Here is a 20,094-nt window from a genome sequence, read left to right on the forward strand (position 1 = left end):
GATTAATACTTCCAGGTCAGGGTGGCGCTGGCATTCATCGGGGCGCCATAGTAACTTTGTCCGCCATTCGCCCACATCAAACTGGTGAGGTATTTCTCATCTGTCAGGTTGTAGACATTGACTGCTGCATTCCAGTGCTGGTCAATCTCGTAATTTGCCATAAGGTTGACGAGAGCGTAACTATCTTGCCTCACACGCACATTGTCGATATCCACATGCGTTTCATCTTGCCAGTTGATGCTGGCCCCGACTTTAAGTTTTTCGATATAGGGCACTTGATAGGTCGCAGTCAGTTTGAGCAATTGCCTTGGGGTATAGGGTTTGACGTTCTGGTCATCCTTGCCCTTGACGCTCATCAGGCGGGTATAGCCACCACTGAGCTTCAGGCGTTCACTGACTTCGCCAGAGATGTCAAATTCATATCCCTTGGTGGTTGCATCAATGCCTTCATATATGGTGCGCGATCCTACAGCACCTGCTTGTTGGCCCAGGTTCTCCTGTTCATTCCTGAATATAGAGAATGACGTATTAAGGTGTTGCAGCAGCTCACTCTTGATCCCTATCTCGTAATTCTTGCCTTGCAATGGTGCGAGCGGGGTGAAGGTGCGGTCCAGCTTGGTTTGCGGATTATAAATGCCGGTATAGCTGGCGTAGAGCGAGTGCTGGTCATTGAGGTTGAACACGGCGCCAAGGTAGGGCGTGACCTTGTCATGCGCCTTGGTTTCTCGTTCTTCGCCGTAGCTGATGCCGGTGTATTCGTAACTCAGCAAGTTGGCCCCGCTGGTGAGCTTCCAGCGGTCACTGAGGTTAAATTTGACGGCGGCATAGCTATTCAGGCGCTTGATGTCAAAACTGCCAAAATCGCCGGGAATCCAGGCCGGCTGCGGCAAATCCCCAATACTGTCGAAGCTAGTGAGGTCGGTTGTTCCGTAATAGGCTGCTTTTTCATGCTCGTCGTAGGTGGAGCGCGACCAGTTGCTGCCGATGACCAGTTCGTGCTCGCGTCCGCCCAAGGTGAAGGGACCTGAGGCATAGACGTCGGCGATCAGCTCCTTATAGGAATCGCGATAGGCGCCGGGCCAGCCTATCAGGCCGGTGCCGGTGACCCGGTCTTCGTTCATGTAAACATACAGCAGCTTGGCGTTCCCAGTCATTTCCTTGCGGGTCAGCTGTGTCTTCAACTTCCAGCCATTGTTGAACAGGTGGGTCAGTTCGGCGAAAGTAATGTTGTTTGTGGTATTCCAATAACTCCAATCCGGCGAGGTGGAAGCTGAGCGCGAATAATGACGGCGGGTATTGTCCGAGTACAGCAGCGGCAGTGAACCCCACATCGGGCTGTTGGTGTCATTCTGCTGGTAGGTGTGCCCTAGGGCTACCGTGGTGTTATCTGTGATATCGGCTTCAATGATGCCATAAGCGACATTGCGCTCCTGGCTGTAGCGGTCCAGGTAGGAATGACGGTTCTGGTTGGACAGTACCAGGCGTGCGCGTACATTGCCTGCAGCATTGAGCGGGCCTGATAGGTCGGCGTCAATGCGGCGCTTATCCCATGAGCCTACAGTGAGATCTACCTTAGCCTGGAAGTCGGCGGTCGGGCGTTTACGGATGAAGTTGATGGTTGCAGAAGGGTTGCCGGTACCGGAAAGCAAGCCAGTAGCACCTCGCAGTACCTCTATCCTATCGTAGACGGCAGTATCGATATCACCAATCAACAAGCCGTCCGGGAATGGCACGCCTAGACCGTCAATCTGGAAGTTGGTGATATCCGAGCCGCGGGCTGTGTAGTAGGTGCGATCAGTTTCGGCACGTTCCACTTTGATGCCAGTGCTCATATCGAGCACGTCATTGATGGATGTCAGTTTGAAGTCGTCGATCAATTGACGGGTGATGACGGAGATGGACTGTGGAGTTTCCTTAAGCGAAGTATTAAGCCGGGTGGCAGTTTCACTGGATTTGACGGTATAGGACTTGGTGGTTTCGGAGGCTTTGGGCTCCGTTCCGTTCTCAGCCTTGACTTGGATTTCGGGCAAGGTATCTGCTGCCAAGGCAATATTGCTGCCTGATAAGCATAGCATGGCTAACGTACCCGCCATGCGTTCGAGAGACTTACTCATATTTCATTTCCCTGATGAATTAAATGAGGGAAATGATAATAATTATTGTTATTGAGTGAAATCGGAGTTAATGGAAATATTAATAATTTACATTTATTAACATCATATAACCTCTAATTGAATGATCCTGAAACGTTTTCTCTTTTGCCCGTGTGTTGTATTAATGCAACACACGGTGTAAAGCACGACATCCTTGCGGTATTTATGTCTTAGATGATGCGTACGGTGAGCGGGCTATTACGTTTGATGATTTCAAAGAGCCGGTCAATATTTGGGTGCTTGCCCGGGTTTTGCTCTGCATCAGCCGTGTGTTCTGCATAAATGGCGAGGCCATCTTTAGCCGCTTCTACATTGATGCTGTCGTATTTCTTGAAGAGATGGTGGTATACGCGGATAGAGCCCTGACTGCCAGGTTTATTCTCAATAATGCCGGTTAGGTTGCCACTGCCATCCAACAGTTCAATTTTCTGGATGTTGTCTGCTATTGCAAGGGCCGCAAGGTTGTCGTTGAATTTTGTCATAGGTAATAAGTAGTTGTTGTCATGATTTTTGAAAATAGTCGCATCGCCGTTCTGACCGGGAGCGGCAGTTCAGCAGCTCCCTGAGCAATCGCGTTGTTGGCATATGTAGCTTCGTCTGCTTGCATTTTCTTAAGAATGGCCCGGCTCTTCAGGTCTTGCCCGGATAATTTTTCCAGGTGTTCATCCAGATGCTTGCCTGCCTGTTTTTTAGTTTCGGCAAGAAAGCCCAGGTTCCATTTGTTCCCTAAGCTGCCAGCCAGCAAACCAAAGCTGAAGGAACTGACGTAAAGAAATGGATTTAACACGCTGGTATGGCTGCCCAATTCCTTGAAGCGTTTCTCACACCAGGCGAGGTGCCCGGTTTCCTCATTGGCCGCCGTATCAGGATTGCGTGCGCTGATGAATTGACCGCTGTAGAGTGCCTGTGCACATACTTGGCCGCTGTAGTTGATGCGCATAAGGGCAGCACTATGGCGTTTCACTTTTGCGTCGCTGAGCTGCTCTTCAATTGTATTGCCGGGATATGGACGGCTGTCCTGTGCTGGTGCCAGCAAGGTTCTCAATCCTTTGTCGAACTCCGTGATAAAGCGGTCTAGCATGCGATGACGTTCTGGATGGGCTGTCTGAAAAAAAGAAAGCCGCCCATCAGTCAAGATGGGCGGCTGGATGTTACTTATTTGCGTTGCAGAATCTGTATACCCTTAAGCAGGTTCAGCGCCTGATTGAATTGATAGTCAGTCTTGGAACCAGGCTCAATTGGGCCTGTAGGTTCTGCAGCCTTATCCTTCTGCTCGCCTTCAGGAGTGGCAGGGGTTTCCTGCTTGTTGTCCTTTTCTTCAGGCGCAGGCTGGATGATAGGCTTCTCTTCGCCATCCTTGGGGTTGCTCAAGTGGCGCGTGAGGTCAGCTTCACGCAGCATGGCAGCATGTTCTGGTGAGTTGACGATTGCCTCTTCTACCAGAATGTCAGGCACGATACCCTTGGCCTGGATAGAGCGGCCCTTGGGCGTGAAGTAACGCGCAGTCGTTAGCTTGATTGCGGTGCCATTATTCATGGGCAGGATAGTTTGTACCGACCCCTTGCCAAAGCTTTGTGTACCCATAATGATGGCACGTTTGTGGTCCTGCAGGGCGCCAGCGACAATCTCAGATGCAGATGCGGAGCCGCCATTGACCAGTACGATCATTGGCAGTGTCTTGAGATCGGCAGGCAAGTCACGCAGGTAATCAGCGCGTGCGCCGCCACGGACATAATTCTCGGGAGTTGCAGTGAGACGCATCTTGGCCTCTTCGCCCCGACCTTCAGTGTAGACCACCAGTTCGCCTTTTGGCAGGAAGGCTGCAGCAACGCCCACACCTGCATTTAGCAGGCCGCCCGGATTGTTACGCAGGTCCAGGATGACACCCTTGAACGGTTCTTTGTTCTGGTCACGCAGGGTTTTTAAAGCTTTTGCCAGATCTTCACCTGTATGTTCCTGGAACTGTGTCACGCGAATATAGGGATAACCGGGTTCGGAAAGCTTGAATTTGACACTTTGCGTTTTAATGACCGCACGCGTCAGTACAAAGGTCAACGGCTTGGCTTCACCTTTGCGCAATACCAGTAACGTGATCTTGGTATCAGGCTTGCCGCGCATACGCTTGACTGCATCATTCAGGCTCATGCCTTTTACTGGGGTATCATCCAGTTTCATGATCAAGTCGCCGCTCTTTAAGCCAGCTTTGTATGCAGGTGTATCTTCAATCGGTGAAACAACCTTGACGAAGCCATCTTCCATGCCGACTTCAATTCCAAGACCGCCAAATTCACCTTGAGTCCCTGCTTGAAGATCCTTGAATGCATCTGCATCCAGATAGGCCGAGTGAGGGTCCAGGCCCGAGAGCATGCCATTAATGGCTTCGGTCAGAAGTTTCTTGTCTTCTACAGGTTCTACATAGTCGCTCTTGATTTTGCCGAATACTTCGGCAAATGTGCGCAGGTCATCCAGTGGGAGCTGCTGTTTGGTTTCCTTGTCGGCAATCGCGGAGTAGCTCAGGCTCAGCATTACACCAAGCAGCGGGCCTGCGACGATCAAGCCGATCTTCTTTAATTTTGGGCGCATATGTAGAACAATTCCTTAATGGAAATTCAGGGATTAAACATTAAATACGGTGTATGGAATATGAAACAACAATAATATTCATTTTCCGCTATTTGTATTGTCATTGCAAAGAGTTGAAGAGTATCGCACAGTCATTTTTTACTTTTCAATGTCTCTCAAGCTTATTTTTCAAATTTTACAAACGGAGTACTGTCAATGAGCGTTACTGGTTTACCGGAACTGGAAATCGAATACTGTACGCAATGCCGATGGTTGTTACGTGCTGCCTGGATGGCGCAGGAATTGCTCACAACTTTTGAATCAGACATTGGCCGAGTGAGTCTGGTTCCAGGGACAGGCGGTATTTTTGAAGTCAGGTTTAATAAAGAGCTACTGTTTTCACGCAAGGAACATGGGCGATTTCCTGAATCCAAGGAGCTTAAGCAACTGGTCCGTGACCGAATAGATCCGGAACGTGACCTCGGCCATAGCGACCGTAAATGAGCCAGTCTTAATATCCGACTAAAATAGTCAGAAATATTCCTTTAAATGTAAATTATTATCATTTATTATGAATCCTACAGGAAATGACTGGAGGATTGTTCAATGAATGCGTTTAACCGTTCTGAAATCGGCGCCTTGATGTTGGGACATGAGGTTGAGCCCGCGGATCTGCAGCCGAGTGAATTGCTGGATGTGATACTAGGGCGCCGCTTCGGCGCGCATTACCAACCTATAGTAGAAGTGCAATCAGGAGAGCTGCTGGGTTACCAGGCTTCATCCAGGTTCTGGACTCCTGATTATCACCCGATTGATGCAGGCAAGATGTTTGCAAGCCTGCAGAAAAATCCTTTGCTGCTCTTTTATATTGAGCTGGAGATGAAGAAGCTACAGGTTTCTCAATTTCCTGGAACTGGCTGGCTCATGATGGACCTGGATATTGATAGTTTCTTCCTGGGAGGAAGTGACATGCATAATCCTTTTCTGGCGTTGTTCAAGGAACATGCGTGGTCTGAACGTGAATTGATCGTCAATATTGTGGATAACAAGAGCGTGGCAGATACTTATCGTGCACAACGCATGATTTCCATGTTGCAGCAATGCGGAACATCCGTAGCGCTGGAGGATGTGGGAATCAGTTGGGGCATGTTTTCTCTGAGTGCATTCATGGACGCAAGCATCATCAAGTTCAGTAGTATGGCCTTGCGTGCCTTGGATATAAAAGCTGCACAGGCAACGGTTGACTGGTTGATCAGTGCAGCACGCAAAATTGGTGTGCAGACAGTGATGAGCGAGGTGGATACTTGTGCTTCTTTTGACTGGGCAAGACGCATGGGTGTGGACTGTGTTCAGGGCAGTCTGTTTGCTAGGCAAGATCTGCAGGTGCGTTAGTCAAGCGACGATAGGCCCCAGATGATCAGGCATCACATTTTTATGGGGAGTGTTGTATTGTTTTCGCAAATAAACAATAATTATTCTCATTGTTGTTATTCACTTGTAAATAATGGGTGCTCCTAGAGATTTCCATCAGCCTGCTTCTTCTGCGGATTCCGCAGTACCTGAGCCAGATAGTGTCTTGGCGTGGGAACGGTCCATTAGGGAAGGAAATCAGGCATTCTCACGGAATGAAGACCTTGCTGCATTGCAACAGTACCATAGTGCGTTAAAGCAGGCGCAATATCTGCTAAAACAATGTGTGCAGGCTGATACGCAGGAATTGCCTGTGGATACAGTATTGGCTGCTTATGTCGTTTCTCATCACAACCTTGCCAATGTGCATGCGCGCCAGGGAGATATCAACGCAGCAGCTTGCCGCTTGTGCGAGGCGCACCGTTGTCTTTCCAGAATTTGTGCCGATGCCAGTATGGCCTGTGAGCTGCGGATGGCAGCACAGCGCCATGGCCAGCGCACCTACACAGAATTACTGAACTTTACCAATCTATATAGTCAACACCCCTTGGTGGCGAAAACTTTGCAGGCATGTGGCCAGTTTTGTATGCAGCAAGAACGGCCACTACACTAAAAAATCTCATGCCAGGGTGTGATTTTATGCATAAAAAAGCATAAGATTGCCTGTGCTGATTCATTCTGGCTATTCCACTTAATAAAATCCAAAGGAGTTTAACAATGGCTTATACGCTACCCCCCCTTGATTATGCTTACGACGCACTGGAGCCTCATATTGATGCTCAGACCATGGAAATCCACCATACCAAACACCATCAAACCTATATCAACAATGTAAATGCTGCGCTTGAAGGCAGCAGTTATGCCAATGAGCCGGTCGAGACATTGCTAGCCAAGCTTGATTCATTGCCTGAAAACTTGCGCGGTGTGGTACGCAATAATGGTGGTGGCCATGCCAACCACAGCCTGTTCTGGAAAGTGATATCTCCTAACGGTGGTGGTGAGCCCACTGGTGCCTTGGCTGAAGCGATCAAGTCCGATATCGGTAGTTTTGACGTGTTCAAGGAAGCGTTTACAAAGGCGGCTTTGACACGTTTCGGTAGTGGCTGGGCATGGCTGTCTGTCACACCCGAGAAAAAGCTGGTGGTGGAAAGTAGTGGCAATCAGGATAGCCCGTTATCTACTGGCAACACACCTATTCTAGGCCTGGATGTCTGGGAGCATGCCTATTACCTGCGTTATCAGAACCGCCGTCCCGAATATATTGGTGCTTTCTTTAACGTGATCGATTGGAGCGAGGTTGCTCGTCGCTACCAGGCTGCTATTGCCTGATTTGAGTAATCCATTCAAGACCCCAATATGAATTTCCCCTTCCTGATTGCAAGCAGTCGTCATCGTTCCTGGCTTTGGGGCATTGCCATCGCCAGCGTTATTTTCCTGATTGCGGCTGTGCAATTGTTGGGGGATTGGGGCAAGGCTGCCTGGGCTATGCCCCAGGTGCGGGACGCCTTTTTGGGCGGATCTGCCGCTGCATTTGCCACGGCCGCCGGAGTAGTACCCATATTGTTCTGGAAGCAGTTGCCAGAACGTATCATGGATACCCTGTTCGGATTTGGTGCCGGTGTCATGCTGGCGGCCAGTGCTTTTTCACTGATTGTGCCTGGGATAGAGGCTGCGCAGAACCAGGGCACTTCAGCCTGGGGAGCTGCCTCTATTGTGGGTGCCAGTATCATCCTTGGCGCTGCCTTATTGCTGGCGCTGGAGCGCTGGGTACCGCATGAGCATTTCATCAAAGGGGTGGAAGGACAAAGCTCGCTGGCGCTCAAGCGTACTTGGCTATTTGTGTTTGCCATTGCCCTGCACAATGTACCGGAAGGCCTTGCCATAGGCGTGGGCTTTGCTGGTGGGGATGTTGTGCGTGGCAGTGCGTTGGCTACAGGAATTGCCATCCAGGATATACCTGAGGGATTTGTCGTCGCCATGGCGCTGGCTGTTGTGGGCTATTCACGCAAGACAGCCATCCTGATTGGTATGGGAAGTGGGTTGGTGGAGCCGGTGGGTGCCGTCCTTGGCGCTGCCATCGTCAGTTCCTCTGCAGCCTTGTTGCCATGGGGGTTGGGTTTTGCGGCTGGTGCCATGCTGTTTGTGGTCAGTCATGAAATCATTCCTGAGTCACATCGTAAAGGGCATGAAGTATTTGCGACCAGCGGTCTGATTATCGGATTTGTCTTGATGATGATGCTGGATACTGCGCTGGCTTGAGATGTATATGAAAAGCCGTTTGCACGGCCGGCACTGATCGGATCAGTCTTTACTGGCTACTGAGACTGCTGGCCGCGCTTTTATCATCACTATCAATCCGGCGCGCGCCATTAAAGCGTTTGGACCAGTAGCTGTCTTTCATATTCACTACCTGGATACCGCCGCCCGAGCTAGGGGCGTGGATGAACTTGTTGTCTCCCAGGTAAATGCCTACGTGGGAAAATGCGGATTTCAGTGTATTGAAAAAGACTAGGTCGCCTGGTTGCAATTGATCGGGTGAAACGGTCTGGCCCATCCGACTAATGGCCTTGGCGCCATGAGGCAGTGTCATGCTGGCGGACTGCTGGAATACATACCGCACAAAACCACTGCAATCAAAACCCGTTTCCGGAGATTTTCCACCGTAAGTGTATTTGATCCCGGTCAGGCTAAGTGCATTCATCAAGACTTCTTGTGCAATATCCGACCAGCCGGGCTTTCCTGATTCTCCAGCATTTTGCTGCTGAGGCTGCCAGGAATAGGCTGAATCCCCAGCAATTGCATGTTGGGCTCCAAGCAAAAACATGGCAGCGATCAAGATATGAGGTTTAATCATCGGCCCCATTCTAAAAGGGGAAAAATACTCTTGTAAACCTTTTATTGTAATTTGCTGTCCCTAGAGTTGCTTCTGGAAGCGAATGCACGATGGTGTAGAATGGCCTTGTCAATGCTGGATCAAGGCCAGAAATTATGAGCGAAAGCACTTTTCCACTGATTCATAGAGTCAGGGCATCAGTAGAGGATGCCAAGCGACGAGAACTGCTGCACCACCTTACTCCTGCAGAGTTGGAGCAGACGCTGGCAGAGTACGCCAACCATTTTAAACTGAGTTCGCGCGAGCGAGCGCGATTGGTGGCTGAGTCCTTGGCAATACGGGCTCACGACACTGGTAGCCGGATCAAGAATGCCGGCAAACGTGCTGTCAAGCATGTCAGCGCAAGGGTGGCACATGCTGCCAGCCATAAGCTGATGGATATGGCCCGGCGCATTGAGCATCGCGCCCAGCGCCTTGATCAGGATGAGTGATATAACCCCTTTTTTCCCCGGAATTATTTATGCTGCGTGAAACCATTTCTGTCATGCGAGATTTCAGGCGTTTGCGCGCCATTGCCCGTATTCTGATGTATTACGGCTGGGGGGATATTGCAGAACGGTTGGGAAAGCGTAGTTGGATAAGGCGTGCCGGAAATGCGCTGAATTCAGAAACTTCACGCGAAGTGATGGCGCTTCCGTCAGAAGTACGGGCACGTTTGGCGTTACAGGAACTGGGGCCGACCTTTGTGAAAATGGGACAGGTGCTGGCAACCCGTCCGGATATTTTCCCTCCCAACTGGATCACTGAGCTGTCCAAATTGCAGGATCAGGTACCTCCTGTGCCGTTTGAGGAAATGTTGCCGGACCTGGAGGCTGCCCTGGGCAAATCACCTTTTGAGGTGTTCCGGGATTTCGAGACCACGCCGGTAGCGGGCGCGTCCATTGCCCAGGTCTACCAGGCCAAGTTGCAGGATGGGACACCGGTTATCCTCAAATTGCGTCGTCCCGGGATACGCGAAAATATTGATGCCGACCTCAGGTTGCTGGCGCATATTGCCAAGTTGATAGAAGCTGAAGTGGAAGAGGCACGGCGCTTCAATCCATTAGAAATTGTCGAGCAGTTTTCCAAGTCGCTCAAGCGGGAATTGGATCTTGCCCTAGAAGGCCGCAATACCGAACGTTTTGCGCGCAATTTCCTCAATGACCAGACCACCAGCTTTGCCCGTATCTACTGGGATTACACCAGCGATGGTGTGCTGGTCATGGAAAAGATCAACGGTATCCCCGGGAATGATCTGGTGCAGGCGCGGCTGGCAGGCATGGATTTACCATTGCTGGCTGCGCGAGGGGCAGATGCTGTCATGAAGATGGTGTTGATTGATGGTTTTTTCCATGCCGACCCGCATCCAGGGAATATCTTCTTTCTGCCTGACAACAAGATTTCCGTGATTGATTGTGGCATGGTGGGCCGTATCAGTGTAGATCGCAGGAATGAGATTGCAGATTTGCTGGCGGCATTGGTATCGCGGGATATCGATACCTTGCGTGACATACTGATTACCTGGGCTGGCAATGTAGTGGTGGATGAAGCCAAGTTGGGTGCGGATGTGGATGAATTTATCTGCACTTATGATAACGCGCCGCTCAAACACATCAGTTTTGGCGTGTTGTTGAATGACCTTACCACCATCATGCGGGAGAACCAGTTATCTGTACCACCTGACCTGACCATGCTATTCAAGGCACTGATTACCCTGGAAGGCCTGGGGCGACAGTTGGATCCTGATTTCCAGATTGTGAGTCACCTGACCCCATTCGTGAAAAGGATCATTATTGATCGCTACATGCCAAAGACATTATGGCGTAAGGGGAGTCGTGGATTCGGCAAGGCGGTGGGGGCGATGAGCGAACTGCCCGGCGATATTTCGCAAGTCCTGAAAGAGGCCGGTCGCGGCAGGCTGAAGCTCAACCTGGACTTGAAGCGACTGGACCATTTCGGTCACCAGCTTGACCACAGTACCAACCGGCTGACCATGGCGTTGATTACGGCTTCGCTGATCATTGGATCATCCATTGTCATGACTGTGCGTGGCGGCCCGGAATTATTCGGCCTGCCCGCATTTGGCTTTCTCGGCTTTTTCCTTGCGTTTGTGATCGGCATCATGCTGATGATTTCCATCTGGCGATCCGGTAAGGATTAAACCAAGGGGCCCTATCTCGGGGCCCTATCTTTTTGGTATTGCCTCATTATGGTGCGTTTTTTGCCATTTAGTGCTGGTGTTTTTTTTAACACCATGAATCTTAAAGTTTTTTTGTCTGGCATGCCCCTTGCGATAGTCATCACATGGATACCGCTGCTAAAAAACCTTTTGATGAGATGTACTTACAAGATGAAGCGGTAAGGTCGATTTATGCCGGCTACGCTGCCTGGTTGAGCAATGTGCCGCACCATCAGCTTGAAAGCAAGCGGCAAGAAGCTGAACTGTTGTTCCGCCGAGTAGGTATTACCTTTAACGTGTATGGTGAAGATGCTGGCTCTGAGCGGCTGATTCCGTTCGACGTGGTGCCTCGCCTGCTTTCGGCAAGGGAGTGGGATCGTTTGTCCCAGGGCGCAATCCAGCGCGTCAAGGCACTCAATATGTTCCTGCATGATATTTATCATGACCAGGCAATCATCAAGGCCGGTATTGTCCCCCCTAAGATACTTGCCAATTCACAATACCGTCCGGAAATGTTCGGTGTAGACGTGCCTAAAGGCATCTATGCCCACGTGGCAGGCATAGATCTGGTACGTACCGGCGAGAACGATTTCCATGTGCTGGAAGACAATCTGCGCACCCCTTCAGGGGTTTCCTACATGCTGGAAAACCGCAAGATGATGATGCGCCTGTTTCCTGAATTGTTCCGCAGTTACCAGATTGAACCAGTAGAACATTACCCTCAGGTGCTGCTGAACAACCTGCGCGCCGTGGCCCAGGCTGGGGTGCAGGAGCCAACCGTGGTCTTGCTGACACCTGGTGCATATAACAGCGCTTATTTCGAGCATGCCTTTATCGCCCAGCAGATGGGGATAGAGCTGGTGGAAGGGCAGGACCTGTTTGTACGCAACAATGCTGTGTACATGCGCACCACCGAAGGCCCCAAGCGGGTCGATGTGATCTACAGGCGCATAGATGATGATTTTATCGATCCTCTCAGTTTCCGCCCTGACAGTATGCTGGGGGTCCCTGGCCTGCTGTCCGTCTATCGCAATGGCGGGGTAGCCCTGGCGAATGCCGTAGGCACAGGGGTAGCTGATGATAAGGATACCTACATCTATGTTCCGGAGATGATCCGCTTTTATCTTGGTGAGGAGCCCATACTGTCCAACGTACCGACTTACCAGCTGAGCAAGGAAGACGATCTCAAATATGTACTGGACCATCTGTCAGAGCTGGTGGTGAAGGAGGTACAGGGCTCAGGCGGTTATGGCATGTTGGTGGGCCCCGCCGCAAGCAGGCAGGAGTTGGAGGAGTTCCGCCTGCGCATCATATCCAATCCATCGAATTACATTGCCCAGCCAACCCTGGCGTTATCTACCTGTCCAACACTGGTTGAGAAGGGTGTGGCGCCCCGCCATGTGGATTTGCGGCCTTTCGTGCTGTCAGGAAAGAGTGTCACATTGGTGCCTGGGGCATTGTGCCGCGTGGCCTTGCGCGAAGGATCACTGGTAGTCAACTCCTCGCAGGGTGGTGGTACCAAGGACACCTGGATTTTGAAAGATTGATGCCATGCTGAGTAGAACCGCAGATCATTTGTATTGGATGGCCCGTTATATTGAACGTGCCGAAAATATGGCGCGTGTGCTGGATGTGACCTACAACATGTCGCTGGTGCCCAATGCTGCACAGAACGAGGCTGACCTGTGGGAGCCTGCATTGCAGATTGCGGGCGGGCTGGATGCGTACCGACAGGACTACGGCGAAGTTACGGCAGCCGGAGTCGTGCGCTATATGTCCATGGATACGCAGCATCCTTCCAGCATCTATTGTGCCCTGCGCAGCGCGCGCGAAAATGCACGCGCGGTGCGCGTTACCCTGTCGGCCGAAACCTGGGAGAACATCAATGCCTTGTGGCTGGAGTTCAGCCAGTTTGTCGGAATGGACCTCATGCAGAAAGGCCTGGGCGAATTCTGCGACTGGGTGAAAGCGCGTTCACACCTGTTTCGTGGGGTCAGTTTTGGCACCATGCTGCGGGACGATGCCTTCCGGTTCCTGCGCCTTGGGACCTTTATCGAGCGTGCTGACAATACGGCACGCCTGCTTGATGTGAAATATCATTTATTGTTACCGGATGATGAAGAGGTGGGCGGTGCAGTGGACTACTATGAGTGGAGTGCTGTACTACGATCAGTCTCGGCTTTCCAGGCTTACCAAAAAGTGTTCAACGATGCCATAGAGCCATGGCGCGTGGCTGAGCTGCTGGTATTGCGTGAGGATATGCCGCGCTCATTGCATGCCTGCTTTTCCGAGATCACCCCCATTCTGGACCAGCTTGACGGCCGGCACAGCAGCGAATGCCGGCGATTGGCTGGAGAGCTGCATGCACGCCTGCGCTATGGCCGCATGAATGACATATTTCAGGACGGCCTGCACGAATTCCTGTCGGACTTCATCGAGTCCAACAACAACCTGGGCGCTGAGATCCAGCGCACTTTCCTTAATGCGCCTATCGGTGCATAGCCTCATGGCACAAGAAACGGAGCCTTATCATGCAGCTCAATATTCACCATAGAACCCATTATCTCTACACGGATATCGTCAACTACACCATCCAGCAATTGCGTTTGACGCCACAGGATGGCTTCGGCCAGCGTGTGCGGCGGTGGGAGATCAGGGTCAATGGTCATTTGCAGCGACATGATGATACCTATGGCAATACCGCGCATATCCTGGTGCTCGATACGCCGCATGAGGAAATCAATATCCTGGCGATTGGCGAAGTGGAAACGGGGCTGGATATTCCGCCAGCCTTTGATGCATTGCCGCGTGAAATTTATCTGCGCACAACCGGTCTGACAGAAACTGATGCAAGCCTGCGCAAGTTTGCACAGCAATTTGGCAGCACCAGCCTGGATGAGCTGATGCTGGATAAAATGATGCATGCGATTGTTGACCGTGTGCCCTACAACAAGGGCGCCACCGCGGTGGATACCACCGCGATTGATGCATTCAAGACCGGCAACGGGGTTTGCCAGGACCATGCGCATATTTTTATTGCTTGCTGCCGTTACCTGGGCATGCCCGCACGTTATGTCAGCGGCTACCTGTTTACCAATGATGGCAGCTTGATGGAAAGCCATGCCTGGGCAGACGTCTGGATCAAAGACACAGGCTGGGCCAGTTTCGATGTGTCCAACCGTTGCCGTACCAATGGCGTCCATGTGCGGCTGGCTACCGGCCTGGATTATCGCGACGCTTGCCCGGTCAGCGGGATGCGGGTGGGTGGGGGATTGGAGACGATGACGGTAGGGGTGCACGTCAACCAAATGCAATCCCAACAGTGATCGCAAAGCAGAAAACGCAGCTGGCGGCGTTGCATCCGCTTGCCGTAATGATGTGTACTGTCTGCGTGGATATGCCTTGGCAGCCACGTTTTCTGCTTAGCTCTGTGTTGGTTTAAGTCTCTGGTGATGTTGGAGCTGCTGAGCCCAGTTCAGAATGGCCATCCCGTGTGTTACTCCCACTTCTTGTCATTCCAGCCTGTGGGTAACAAGAAGTGAAGCCATTATTTCAGGAGAAAACATGAACTCATTGCAGTTTCCACGCCATGGGGATAAGGAAAACTCCCCATTTTTTGAAGAATACCTGGTCAAGCTGCTGGAAGAACGCGATTCTTTGGGTCTGACGAGCATGGTGCATGAAATTGATGCATTGATGATTACGGTAGATCCAGGCCATTCGGTGAAATACATTGCCGAGCTCTGTTTGATGACGGCTTACCATTATCTGGTGACGCTGGAGAGTGAATCACACTGGACGCATATATTGAGGATAGGCCTCGAATCGCCTGATATTTTGGTACGCGAAGTCAAGGATCCCAACCTGCGTGGTATTTTCCGCAGTCTCAACGAGATTTATCCTGTAGGTGCCAAGAAGCCCAACAGTCGCTACATGGGGGAAATCATCCGGGTGGATGACCTGCATGACGTGGTCAAGCTGCAACAGGAGCGGGAGTTCCGCTTTTTCTCCCAGGATGAAATCCGCAAGTTGGAGCTGCCCGGTAACCTGGCAGTGAGCAAGCCTTCACCTTACACTCACAATATCGTGGCTTACCTGGAACGTGCCGCGGATGAAATGCGCGTTTACGCATTGGGCGTCAGCCGTATAGATTCTGAAGTGCAGCTGGCGTATGAAGCTGCCAAGAATATGCAGGACAAGCTGCGCATCGGCGATTTGCTTTTGCCCATAGACCACCTTGCCACCCGGGTATACAGCCAGAACCGCGAAGTGGCGATCCTTGAATACCTGTCCTGGTCCAGCTATTACTTCTGGGGCGCTTACAATATCTTCAACCAGAACTCCTCAACCAACGTCACCAAGAGCGCGCACGGCCTGGCAGAATCCAAGAGCCCGGCCAAGGTGTTCACTGCCAACAACACACCTTATTTCGTCAATCACCTGGAGCAATTGCCATCCCCTACAGAGACATTTGTGCGCAATTACGGTCCGCGCTTGCACCACCTGGCGATAGCCGTGCGGGATGGAGAGCGTGAGGGGTTTGAAAACATTGAGTTTGTCGTCAATGCGATTGCAGCGCAGGGCCAGGGTTTTCTGCTGGACGTAATAGGTTCGCGCGAAGAAGGCTTGAAACAGATATTCTCCAATGCGTCGGAGCATTCCTCGCTGATTATTGAATATGTGCAGCGTTTTGGCGATTTCCAGGGATTCTTCACCAGAGATAACGTCGCCATGCTGACCGAGGCTGCAGGGCGCGAAGAGGGTGTCAGGCTGGCAGCCTCTTGAGCTTTTGCAATTTATTCGTCTTTCACGCCCAGCTTCTTGGCAACTGAAAGGGTAAGCAGCGAGGCCAGAAACAAGGCGCCCAGTGTCATGAAGCTCTTGTGGATGAAGTCAGAATCCTTGACCCAGTCCCAGATCATGGCGATCCCGAGCAGCAGGCTGCCAAGGATGCACAGGATACAGATGGCGAAGCAGATGTTGCGGATGGCGGTGGCGCGCATTGGGAGGCTCCCTTGAATGTTATTTTGGCATGATACCGCAAGCTGCCGCCCTTGTTGGCAAACTGGTTGATAGGCCCTGAATCCTGCATCTACCCCTTGCATGATTGTGGTATATTGCGCATCCTTTTGTTTTTGAATGGAATGACGGCTTTTGATGCCGCCGTCATTTAGTGATATGACCCAGAGCCGTCGCCATCTTGAATTGCTTGCTCCAGCCAGGAATGCTGATTACGGCATTGCCGCAATCAACCATGGAGCCGATGCCGTTTATATCGGCGGCCCGGCATTTGGCGCACGCGCCAAGGCAGAAAACTCCCTGGAAGATATTGCCAGGCTGGTGCAGCATGCTCATCGCTTTCATGCGGAAGTCTTCGTCGCCTTCAACACCATTTTTCATGACAACGAGCTTGAAGGCGCGTGCGCCATGGCCTGGCGACTTTATGATGCGGGGGTAGACGCCTTGATCGTGCAGGACATGGGCCTGCTGCAAATGGATATTCCACCCATACAGCTGCATGCCAGCACCCAGACCGATATCCGTACTGTGGAAAAAGCCGTGTTTCTCGACCAGGTAGGTTTTACCCAGATCGTCCTGGCGCGCGAGATGGACCTCAACACCATCAGGAAAGTGGCGGACGCGACCAGTTGCAACCTGGAGTTCTTTATCCACGGCGCGCTTTGTGTCGCCTTCAGCGGCCAGTGCTATATCAGCCATGCGCACACCGGACGCAGTGCCAACCGCGGTGAGTGTTCGCAGGAATGCCGCCTGCCCTACACGCTGGAAGACAGCCAGGGCCGTATCCTGGCCAAGGATAAACATCTCCTGTCCATGAAGGATAATGACCAGAGCGCCAACCTTCGCGCGCTGGTGGATGCCGGGGTCAGTGCGTTCAAGATCGAGGGTCGCTACAAGGACCTGGCTTACGTCAAGAATGCAACTGCCCACTATCGCCAGCTCCTGGATGAAATTCTTGAGGACACCCCGGGGTACCGGCGAGCTTCTTCCGGCCGTCCCATTTTCAGCTTTACGCCGCAACCGGAAAAAACCTTTAACCGCAGTACCACTGAATACTTCGTGCATGGCAGGGGTGAAGATGTTGGTGCATTTGATACGCCAAAATTCTCAGGCGAGGAAATTGGCCGGGTGACCAAGGTGGGCAAGGATTATTTTGAAGTTGAGACATCGCTGGAGCTGCATAACGGCGACGGCGTCTGCTTCTTTGATGTGCACAAGGAGCTGGTAGGCATGCGCATCAACACCGTGCAGGCTAACCGTCTATATCCCAATGAAATGCCGCCGGACATGCGCCGCAACATGAAGGTTTACCGCAACCGCGACCATGCTTTCATGCGCTTGCTGGAAAAGGATTCCGCTGTACGAAAGATTTCAGTGGAGCTGGTGTTGCAGGAAACCCATGAAGGCTTCGCCCTTACGGTATCCGATGAAGATGGTTTTATGGCACATGCGCAATGCGAAACGGAAAAGCAGCCAGCGCAAAACCAGGAAAAGGCAGAAGCCAGCCTGCATGAAAACCTGGGCAAGCTCGGCAATACGGACTTTTCTGCTGCAAATATCAGCTTGCAGCTGAGCCAGCCATGGTTCATCCCTGCCTCCATCGTCAACCAGTTGCGCCGTGATGCCATGGAACAACTGGAAGCGACGCGCCTGCTTGGGTACCAGCGTCCTCAACCGGGTACGCCTGTGAAGCCGCCTGCACAGTATCCGCAGGATACCTTGAGTTATTTATCCAATGTCTATAACAAACAGGCACGTGCTTTTTATGAAAAACATGGCGTCCAGGCCGTTGCGGCTGCGTATGAAGCCAATGAAGAGCTGGGCGAAGTGCCGGTCATGATCACCAAGCACTGCCTGCGCTACAGCTTTGCCATGTGTCCGAAGGAAGCCAAGGGCGTGATCGGCGTGCAGGGCACCATTACCGCAGAATCCATGACTTTGGTCAGCGGCAAAGACAGGATCAGCCTCAAGTTTGACTGCAAGCGTTGCGAGATGCATGTGATGGGCAAGGTGCGCAAGAACGTGCTGCAAATGGCACCGCCGCAACCCGTGCAATTTTTTGCCAGGCGCCCGCAGTAGAGTGGACATTATCCAGCTCCGCCGCCTATATCATTATTTAGCCTGATTACCAGGGGCAGGCCAGTTCTGTAACACCAATTTGGCCAACGCTTCCAGTTCTGCATGGCTGGCGCCATTCACTGCTTGCACAGTCATGCCCTGGTGGATGGTGACCACATATTTGGCAAGCGTCTCTGGGGCTGCGTCCTTTGGCAGGTCGCCTTGTGCCTGCGCCAGGATAAACCGCTGTTTCAATGCCATCTCATATGCTTGCCTGCGCGTAATCATTTCCTGCTTGATGGCTTCTGCTTCCTTGCCGCAGCTCAATGTTCCCATGAGCACCATGCAGCCTTTTGGATTGGCTGGATCGGTCAGGAAAGTGGCGGTATTCAATAGCAGTTTTTCTACGACCTCATAAGCAGTTTTCTCAGAAAGGGCCTCACCGACAAAGGCGATCGGCCCTGCCATATATTGCTCGATCGCTTTGCGAAACAGATTCTCCTTGCTGCCGAAAGCACCGTAAAGGCTGGGTTTATTGATGTTCATGGCTTCTGTGAGCTCTGCCATGGAAGTGCCTTCATAGCCATGTGACCAGAACAGGTGCATGGCGATTTGCAGTGATGTTTCCGGATCAAACTTGCTTGGGCGGCCCCGGCCCCTCTTGATTTCACTCATGATATTCATGGCTCGTTTCTAATATTTGGATATTATTATACCACTTGGTAAAAAATATGTTGACAGGAAAATAGGATGGGAATTAATATTAATTTACCGTTTGGTATATTAATTAAATAAAAGGAAATCATCATGGCAGCAGCTAATGGAAAAGTCGCATTAATCACTGGCGCAAATCGCGGCATAGGATATGAAACAGCCAAGGATCTTGGCTTGCAGGGAATTACAGTGATTCTTGGGGTGAGGGATATAGAGAGCGGCCAGGAGGCTGCCAACAAGTTGCAGGGGTTGGGCATTGATGCGGCAGTCGTTCATTATGATGCGGCTAAGCCGGAGACGGCAGGGCTGGTTGCAGAATATATCAAACAGCATTTCGGCAAACTCGATATTCTGGTCAACAATGCCGGCGTGCTTAAAGAAAATCTGATTGGAGTAAACAATAGCAGCACGGTCAGTAGCACGGTATTGCATGAAACCTTTGAAATAAATCTCTTTGCCGTGATTGAGTTGACGCAGAAATTGCTGCCATTGATCAAGCTGGCTTCTGCTGGGCGCATCGTCAATCTTTCAAGTATTCTTGCGTCACTGACACTTCACAGCATGGCGGATTCTCCTATAGAGCCGGCCAAGGGTTTTGCCTACAATGCCTCAAAAACCGCGCTCAATGCCTATACCGTGCATCTGGCACACGAGTTGAAGAATACCAATATCAAGATCAACGCAGCCCATCCTGGCTGGGTCAAAACCCAGCTCGGGGGTGAGCATGCGCCCATGGAGGTTGAAGACAGCAGCAAAACCAGCGTACGCCTGGCAACGCTGAATCAAGATGGGGAGAGTGGTGGTTTCTTCCACGAGAATGATGCCTTGCCCTGGTAAGGCGATTGGTTCATCACTCCCTTGATTTCAAAAAAATGTGGCACTGAACATGGCGCGGAAACTTTCAAGAAAATACAGAAAAATCATGTTTGCCCTGGTGATGTCCGCCAGCACTTCAATGATCGTTTCTTGCATTATTTTATTCAGTCGGCATGTACCTTCCCGTGTCTTCCTTGAACAATGGGCCAAAGCCTTTTCGATTGCATGGCCTGTAGTGTTTGTAGCGATTTTATTGATTGCACCCATGGTGAATAAATTGCTCAACCTGGTCGTGGAAAACGATTGAGGCT

21 protein-coding genes are annotated in these 20,094 nt (G+C 51.4%); 14 read left to right on the forward strand and 7 right to left on the reverse strand.

Annotated elements, in window-relative coordinates; translation table 11 throughout:
- Positions 1–2 precede the first annotated feature (2 nt).
- From LG200_RS00510 to LG200_RS00525, 4 genes are all read right to left on the reverse strand, one after another.
- A complete protein-coding gene (locus tag LG200_RS00510) occupies positions 3–2,114 on the reverse strand; it encodes a TonB-dependent siderophore receptor (RefSeq protein ID WP_226755650.1) in 2,112 nt (703 codons plus the stop codon).
- A gap of 209 nt (positions 2,115–2,323) precedes the next feature.
- The gene (locus LG200_RS00515) at positions 2,324–2,635 is read right to left on the reverse strand and encodes a DUF2322 family protein (RefSeq protein WP_226755651.1); all 312 of its coding nucleotides are present in this window, start codon (positions 2,633–2,635) and stop codon (positions 2,324–2,326) included.
- Complete coding sequence (gene coq7, locus LG200_RS00520) at positions 2,632–3,234, reverse strand: 2-polyprenyl-3-methyl-6-methoxy-1,4-benzoquinone monooxygenase (protein WP_226755652.1); 603 nt, start codon at positions 3,232–3,234, stop codon at positions 2,632–2,634. The genes LG200_RS00515 and coq7 overlap by 4 nt, the downstream gene beginning before the upstream one ends.
- Before the next feature lie 74 nt (positions 3,235–3,308).
- The gene (locus LG200_RS00525) at positions 3,309–4,736 is read right to left on the reverse strand and encodes a S41 family peptidase (RefSeq protein WP_226755653.1); all 1,428 of its coding nucleotides are present in this window, start codon (positions 4,734–4,736) and stop codon (positions 3,309–3,311) included.
- Positions 4,737–4,931: 195 nt separating this feature from the next.
- Here LG200_RS00525 and LG200_RS00530 point away from each other — a divergent pair, with 195 nt between their 5' ends.
- The 5 genes from LG200_RS00530 (at position 4,932) to LG200_RS00550 (ending at position 8,384) form a co-directional block, all read left to right on the forward strand.
- Positions 4,932–5,219 (forward strand): SelT/SelW/SelH family protein, encoded by a 288-nt coding sequence (locus LG200_RS00530; protein WP_226755654.1) that lies wholly within the window; start codon positions 4,932–4,934, stop codon positions 5,217–5,219.
- Positions 5,220–5,321: 102 nt separating this feature from the next.
- Positions 5,322–6,107 carry an EAL domain-containing protein gene (locus LG200_RS00535; protein WP_226755655.1) on the forward strand — a complete coding sequence of 262 codons (786 nt, stop codon included), beginning with the start codon at positions 5,322–5,324 and terminating at the stop codon, positions 6,105–6,107.
- Between the two features lie 184 nt (positions 6,108–6,291).
- Positions 6,292–6,738 (forward strand): hypothetical protein, encoded by a 447-nt coding sequence (locus tag LG200_RS00540; RefSeq protein ID WP_226755656.1) that lies wholly within the window; start codon positions 6,292–6,294, stop codon positions 6,736–6,738.
- Between the two features lie 104 nt (positions 6,739–6,842).
- Entirely contained in the window at positions 6,843–7,454 is a 612-nt protein-coding gene (locus LG200_RS00545) for a superoxide dismutase (RefSeq protein ID WP_226755657.1), read from the forward strand.
- A 27-nt stretch (positions 7,455–7,481) separates the two neighbouring features.
- Entirely contained in the window at positions 7,482–8,384 is a 903-nt protein-coding gene (locus LG200_RS00550) for a ZIP family metal transporter (protein ID WP_226755658.1), read from the forward strand.
- 49 nt (positions 8,385–8,433) lie between these two features.
- Here LG200_RS00550 and LG200_RS00555 read toward each other — a convergent pair whose 3' ends face one another.
- The gene (locus LG200_RS00555) at positions 8,434–8,979 is read right to left on the reverse strand and encodes a C40 family peptidase (RefSeq protein ID WP_226755659.1); all 546 of its coding nucleotides are present in this window, start codon (positions 8,977–8,979) and stop codon (positions 8,434–8,436) included.
- Between the two features lie 134 nt (positions 8,980–9,113).
- Between LG200_RS00555 and LG200_RS00560 the strand changes: the two genes are divergently transcribed.
- The 6 genes from LG200_RS00560 to LG200_RS00585 all read left to right on the forward strand — a co-directional run bounded on the left by LG200_RS00560 (position 9,114) and on the right by LG200_RS00585 (position 15,961).
- Positions 9,114–9,449 (forward strand): hypothetical protein, encoded by a 336-nt coding sequence (locus LG200_RS00560; protein WP_226755660.1) that lies wholly within the window; start codon positions 9,114–9,116, stop codon positions 9,447–9,449.
- A 29-nt stretch (positions 9,450–9,478) separates the two neighbouring features.
- Positions 9,479–11,158 carry an ABC1 kinase family protein gene (locus tag LG200_RS00565; protein ID WP_226755661.1) on the forward strand — a complete coding sequence of 560 codons (1,680 nt, stop codon included), beginning with the start codon at positions 9,479–9,481 and terminating at the stop codon, positions 11,156–11,158.
- Positions 11,159–11,301: 143 nt separating this feature from the next.
- The gene (locus tag LG200_RS00570) at positions 11,302–12,723 is read left to right on the forward strand and encodes a circularly permuted type 2 ATP-grasp protein (protein WP_226755662.1); all 1,422 of its coding nucleotides are present in this window, start codon (positions 11,302–11,304) and stop codon (positions 12,721–12,723) included.
- A 4-nt stretch (positions 12,724–12,727) separates the two neighbouring features.
- Positions 12,728–13,678 carry an alpha-E domain-containing protein gene (locus tag LG200_RS00575; protein ID WP_226755663.1) on the forward strand — a complete coding sequence of 317 codons (951 nt, stop codon included), beginning with the start codon at positions 12,728–12,730 and terminating at the stop codon, positions 13,676–13,678.
- A 29-nt stretch (positions 13,679–13,707) separates the two neighbouring features.
- The gene (locus tag LG200_RS00580; protein ID WP_226755664.1) at positions 13,708–14,502 is read left to right on the forward strand and encodes a transglutaminase family protein; all 795 of its coding nucleotides are present in this window, start codon (positions 13,708–13,710) and stop codon (positions 14,500–14,502) included.
- 238 nt (positions 14,503–14,740) lie between these two features.
- Complete coding sequence (locus LG200_RS00585) at positions 14,741–15,961, forward strand: hypothetical protein (RefSeq protein WP_226755665.1); 1,221 nt, start codon at positions 14,741–14,743, stop codon at positions 15,959–15,961.
- A gap of 11 nt (positions 15,962–15,972) precedes the next feature.
- Here the strand turns inward: LG200_RS00585 and LG200_RS00590 are convergent, their stop codons facing one another.
- Positions 15,973–16,179, reverse strand: coding sequence for a hypothetical protein (locus tag LG200_RS00590; RefSeq protein ID WP_226755666.1), 207 nt, complete (start codon positions 16,177–16,179; stop codon positions 15,973–15,975).
- A 175-nt stretch (positions 16,180–16,354) separates the two neighbouring features.
- On the opposite strand from LG200_RS00590, the gene LG200_RS00595 reads away from it, so the two are divergent.
- On the forward strand, positions 16,355–18,274 hold the full coding sequence (locus LG200_RS00595) for a peptidase U32 family protein (RefSeq protein ID WP_226757264.1): 1,920 nt from the start codon (positions 16,355–16,357) through the stop codon (positions 18,272–18,274).
- A gap of 33 nt (positions 18,275–18,307) precedes the next feature.
- Here LG200_RS00595 and LG200_RS00600 read toward each other — a convergent pair whose 3' ends face one another.
- Complete coding sequence (locus LG200_RS00600) at positions 18,308–18,928, reverse strand: TetR/AcrR family transcriptional regulator (RefSeq protein ID WP_226755667.1); 621 nt, start codon at positions 18,926–18,928, stop codon at positions 18,308–18,310.
- Positions 18,929–19,060: 132 nt separating this feature from the next.
- Between LG200_RS00600 and LG200_RS00605 the strand changes: the two genes are divergently transcribed.
- Both LG200_RS00605 and LG200_RS00610 read left to right on the forward strand, forming a co-directional pair.
- Positions 19,061–19,804, forward strand: a complete 744-nt coding sequence (locus LG200_RS00605) for an SDR family oxidoreductase (protein ID WP_226755668.1) — start codon at positions 19,061–19,063, stop codon at positions 19,802–19,804.
- A 49-nt stretch (positions 19,805–19,853) separates the two neighbouring features.
- A complete protein-coding gene (locus LG200_RS00610; protein ID WP_226755669.1) occupies positions 19,854–20,090 on the forward strand; it encodes a DUF2798 domain-containing protein in 237 nt (78 codons plus the stop codon).
- Positions 20,091–20,094 lie beyond the last annotated feature (4 nt).

The sequence above is a fragment of the Methylobacillus caricis genome, assembly GCF_020532705.1.
Taxonomy (GTDB): Bacteria; Pseudomonadota; Gammaproteobacteria; order Burkholderiales; family Methylophilaceae; genus Methylobacillus; species Methylobacillus caricis.

Coding starts and splice junctions, on each gene's coding strand:
- LG200_RS00510 (WP_226755650.1), bottom strand. CDS start 2,114: ATGAGTAAGTCTCTCGAACGCATGGCGGGTACGTTAGCCATGCTATGC.
- LG200_RS00515 (WP_226755651.1), bottom strand. CDS start 2,635: ATGACAAAATTCAACGACAACCTTGCGGCCCTTGCAATAGCAGACAAC.
- coq7 (WP_226755652.1), bottom strand. CDS start 3,234: ATGCTAGACCGCTTTATCACGGAGTTCGACAAAGGATTGAGAACCTTG.
- LG200_RS00525 (WP_226755653.1), bottom strand. CDS start 4,736: ATGCGCCCAAAATTAAAGAAGATCGGCTTGATCGTCGCAGGCCCGCTG.
- LG200_RS00530 (WP_226755654.1), top strand. CDS start 4,932: ATGAGCGTTACTGGTTTACCGGAACTGGAAATCGAATACTGTACGCAA.
- LG200_RS00535 (WP_226755655.1), top strand. CDS start 5,322: ATGAATGCGTTTAACCGTTCTGAAATCGGCGCCTTGATGTTGGGACAT.
- LG200_RS00545 (WP_226755657.1), top strand. CDS start 6,843: ATGGCTTATACGCTACCCCCCCTTGATTATGCTTACGACGCACTGGAG.
- LG200_RS00550 (WP_226755658.1), top strand. CDS start 7,482: ATGAATTTCCCCTTCCTGATTGCAAGCAGTCGTCATCGTTCCTGGCTT.
- LG200_RS00555 (WP_226755659.1), bottom strand. CDS start 8,979: ATGATTAAACCTCATATCTTGATCGCTGCCATGTTTTTGCTTGGAGCC.
- LG200_RS00560 (WP_226755660.1), top strand. CDS start 9,114: ATGAGCGAAAGCACTTTTCCACTGATTCATAGAGTCAGGGCATCAGTA.
- LG200_RS00565 (WP_226755661.1), top strand. CDS start 9,479: ATGCTGCGTGAAACCATTTCTGTCATGCGAGATTTCAGGCGTTTGCGC.
- LG200_RS00570 (WP_226755662.1), top strand. CDS start 11,302: ATGGATACCGCTGCTAAAAAACCTTTTGATGAGATGTACTTACAAGAT.
- LG200_RS00575 (WP_226755663.1), top strand. CDS start 12,728: ATGCTGAGTAGAACCGCAGATCATTTGTATTGGATGGCCCGTTATATT.
- LG200_RS00580 (WP_226755664.1), top strand. CDS start 13,708: ATGCAGCTCAATATTCACCATAGAACCCATTATCTCTACACGGATATC.
- LG200_RS00585 (WP_226755665.1), top strand. CDS start 14,741: ATGAACTCATTGCAGTTTCCACGCCATGGGGATAAGGAAAACTCCCCA.
- LG200_RS00590 (WP_226755666.1), bottom strand. CDS start 16,179: ATGCGCGCCACCGCCATCCGCAACATCTGCTTCGCCATCTGTATCCTG.
- LG200_RS00595 (WP_226757264.1), top strand. CDS start 16,355: ATGACCCAGAGCCGTCGCCATCTTGAATTGCTTGCTCCAGCCAGGAAT.
- LG200_RS00600 (WP_226755667.1), bottom strand. CDS start 18,928: ATGAGTGAAATCAAGAGGGGCCGGGGCCGCCCAAGCAAGTTTGATCCG.
- LG200_RS00605 (WP_226755668.1), top strand. CDS start 19,061: ATGGCAGCAGCTAATGGAAAAGTCGCATTAATCACTGGCGCAAATCGC.
- LG200_RS00610 (WP_226755669.1), top strand. CDS start 19,854: ATGGCGCGGAAACTTTCAAGAAAATACAGAAAAATCATGTTTGCCCTG.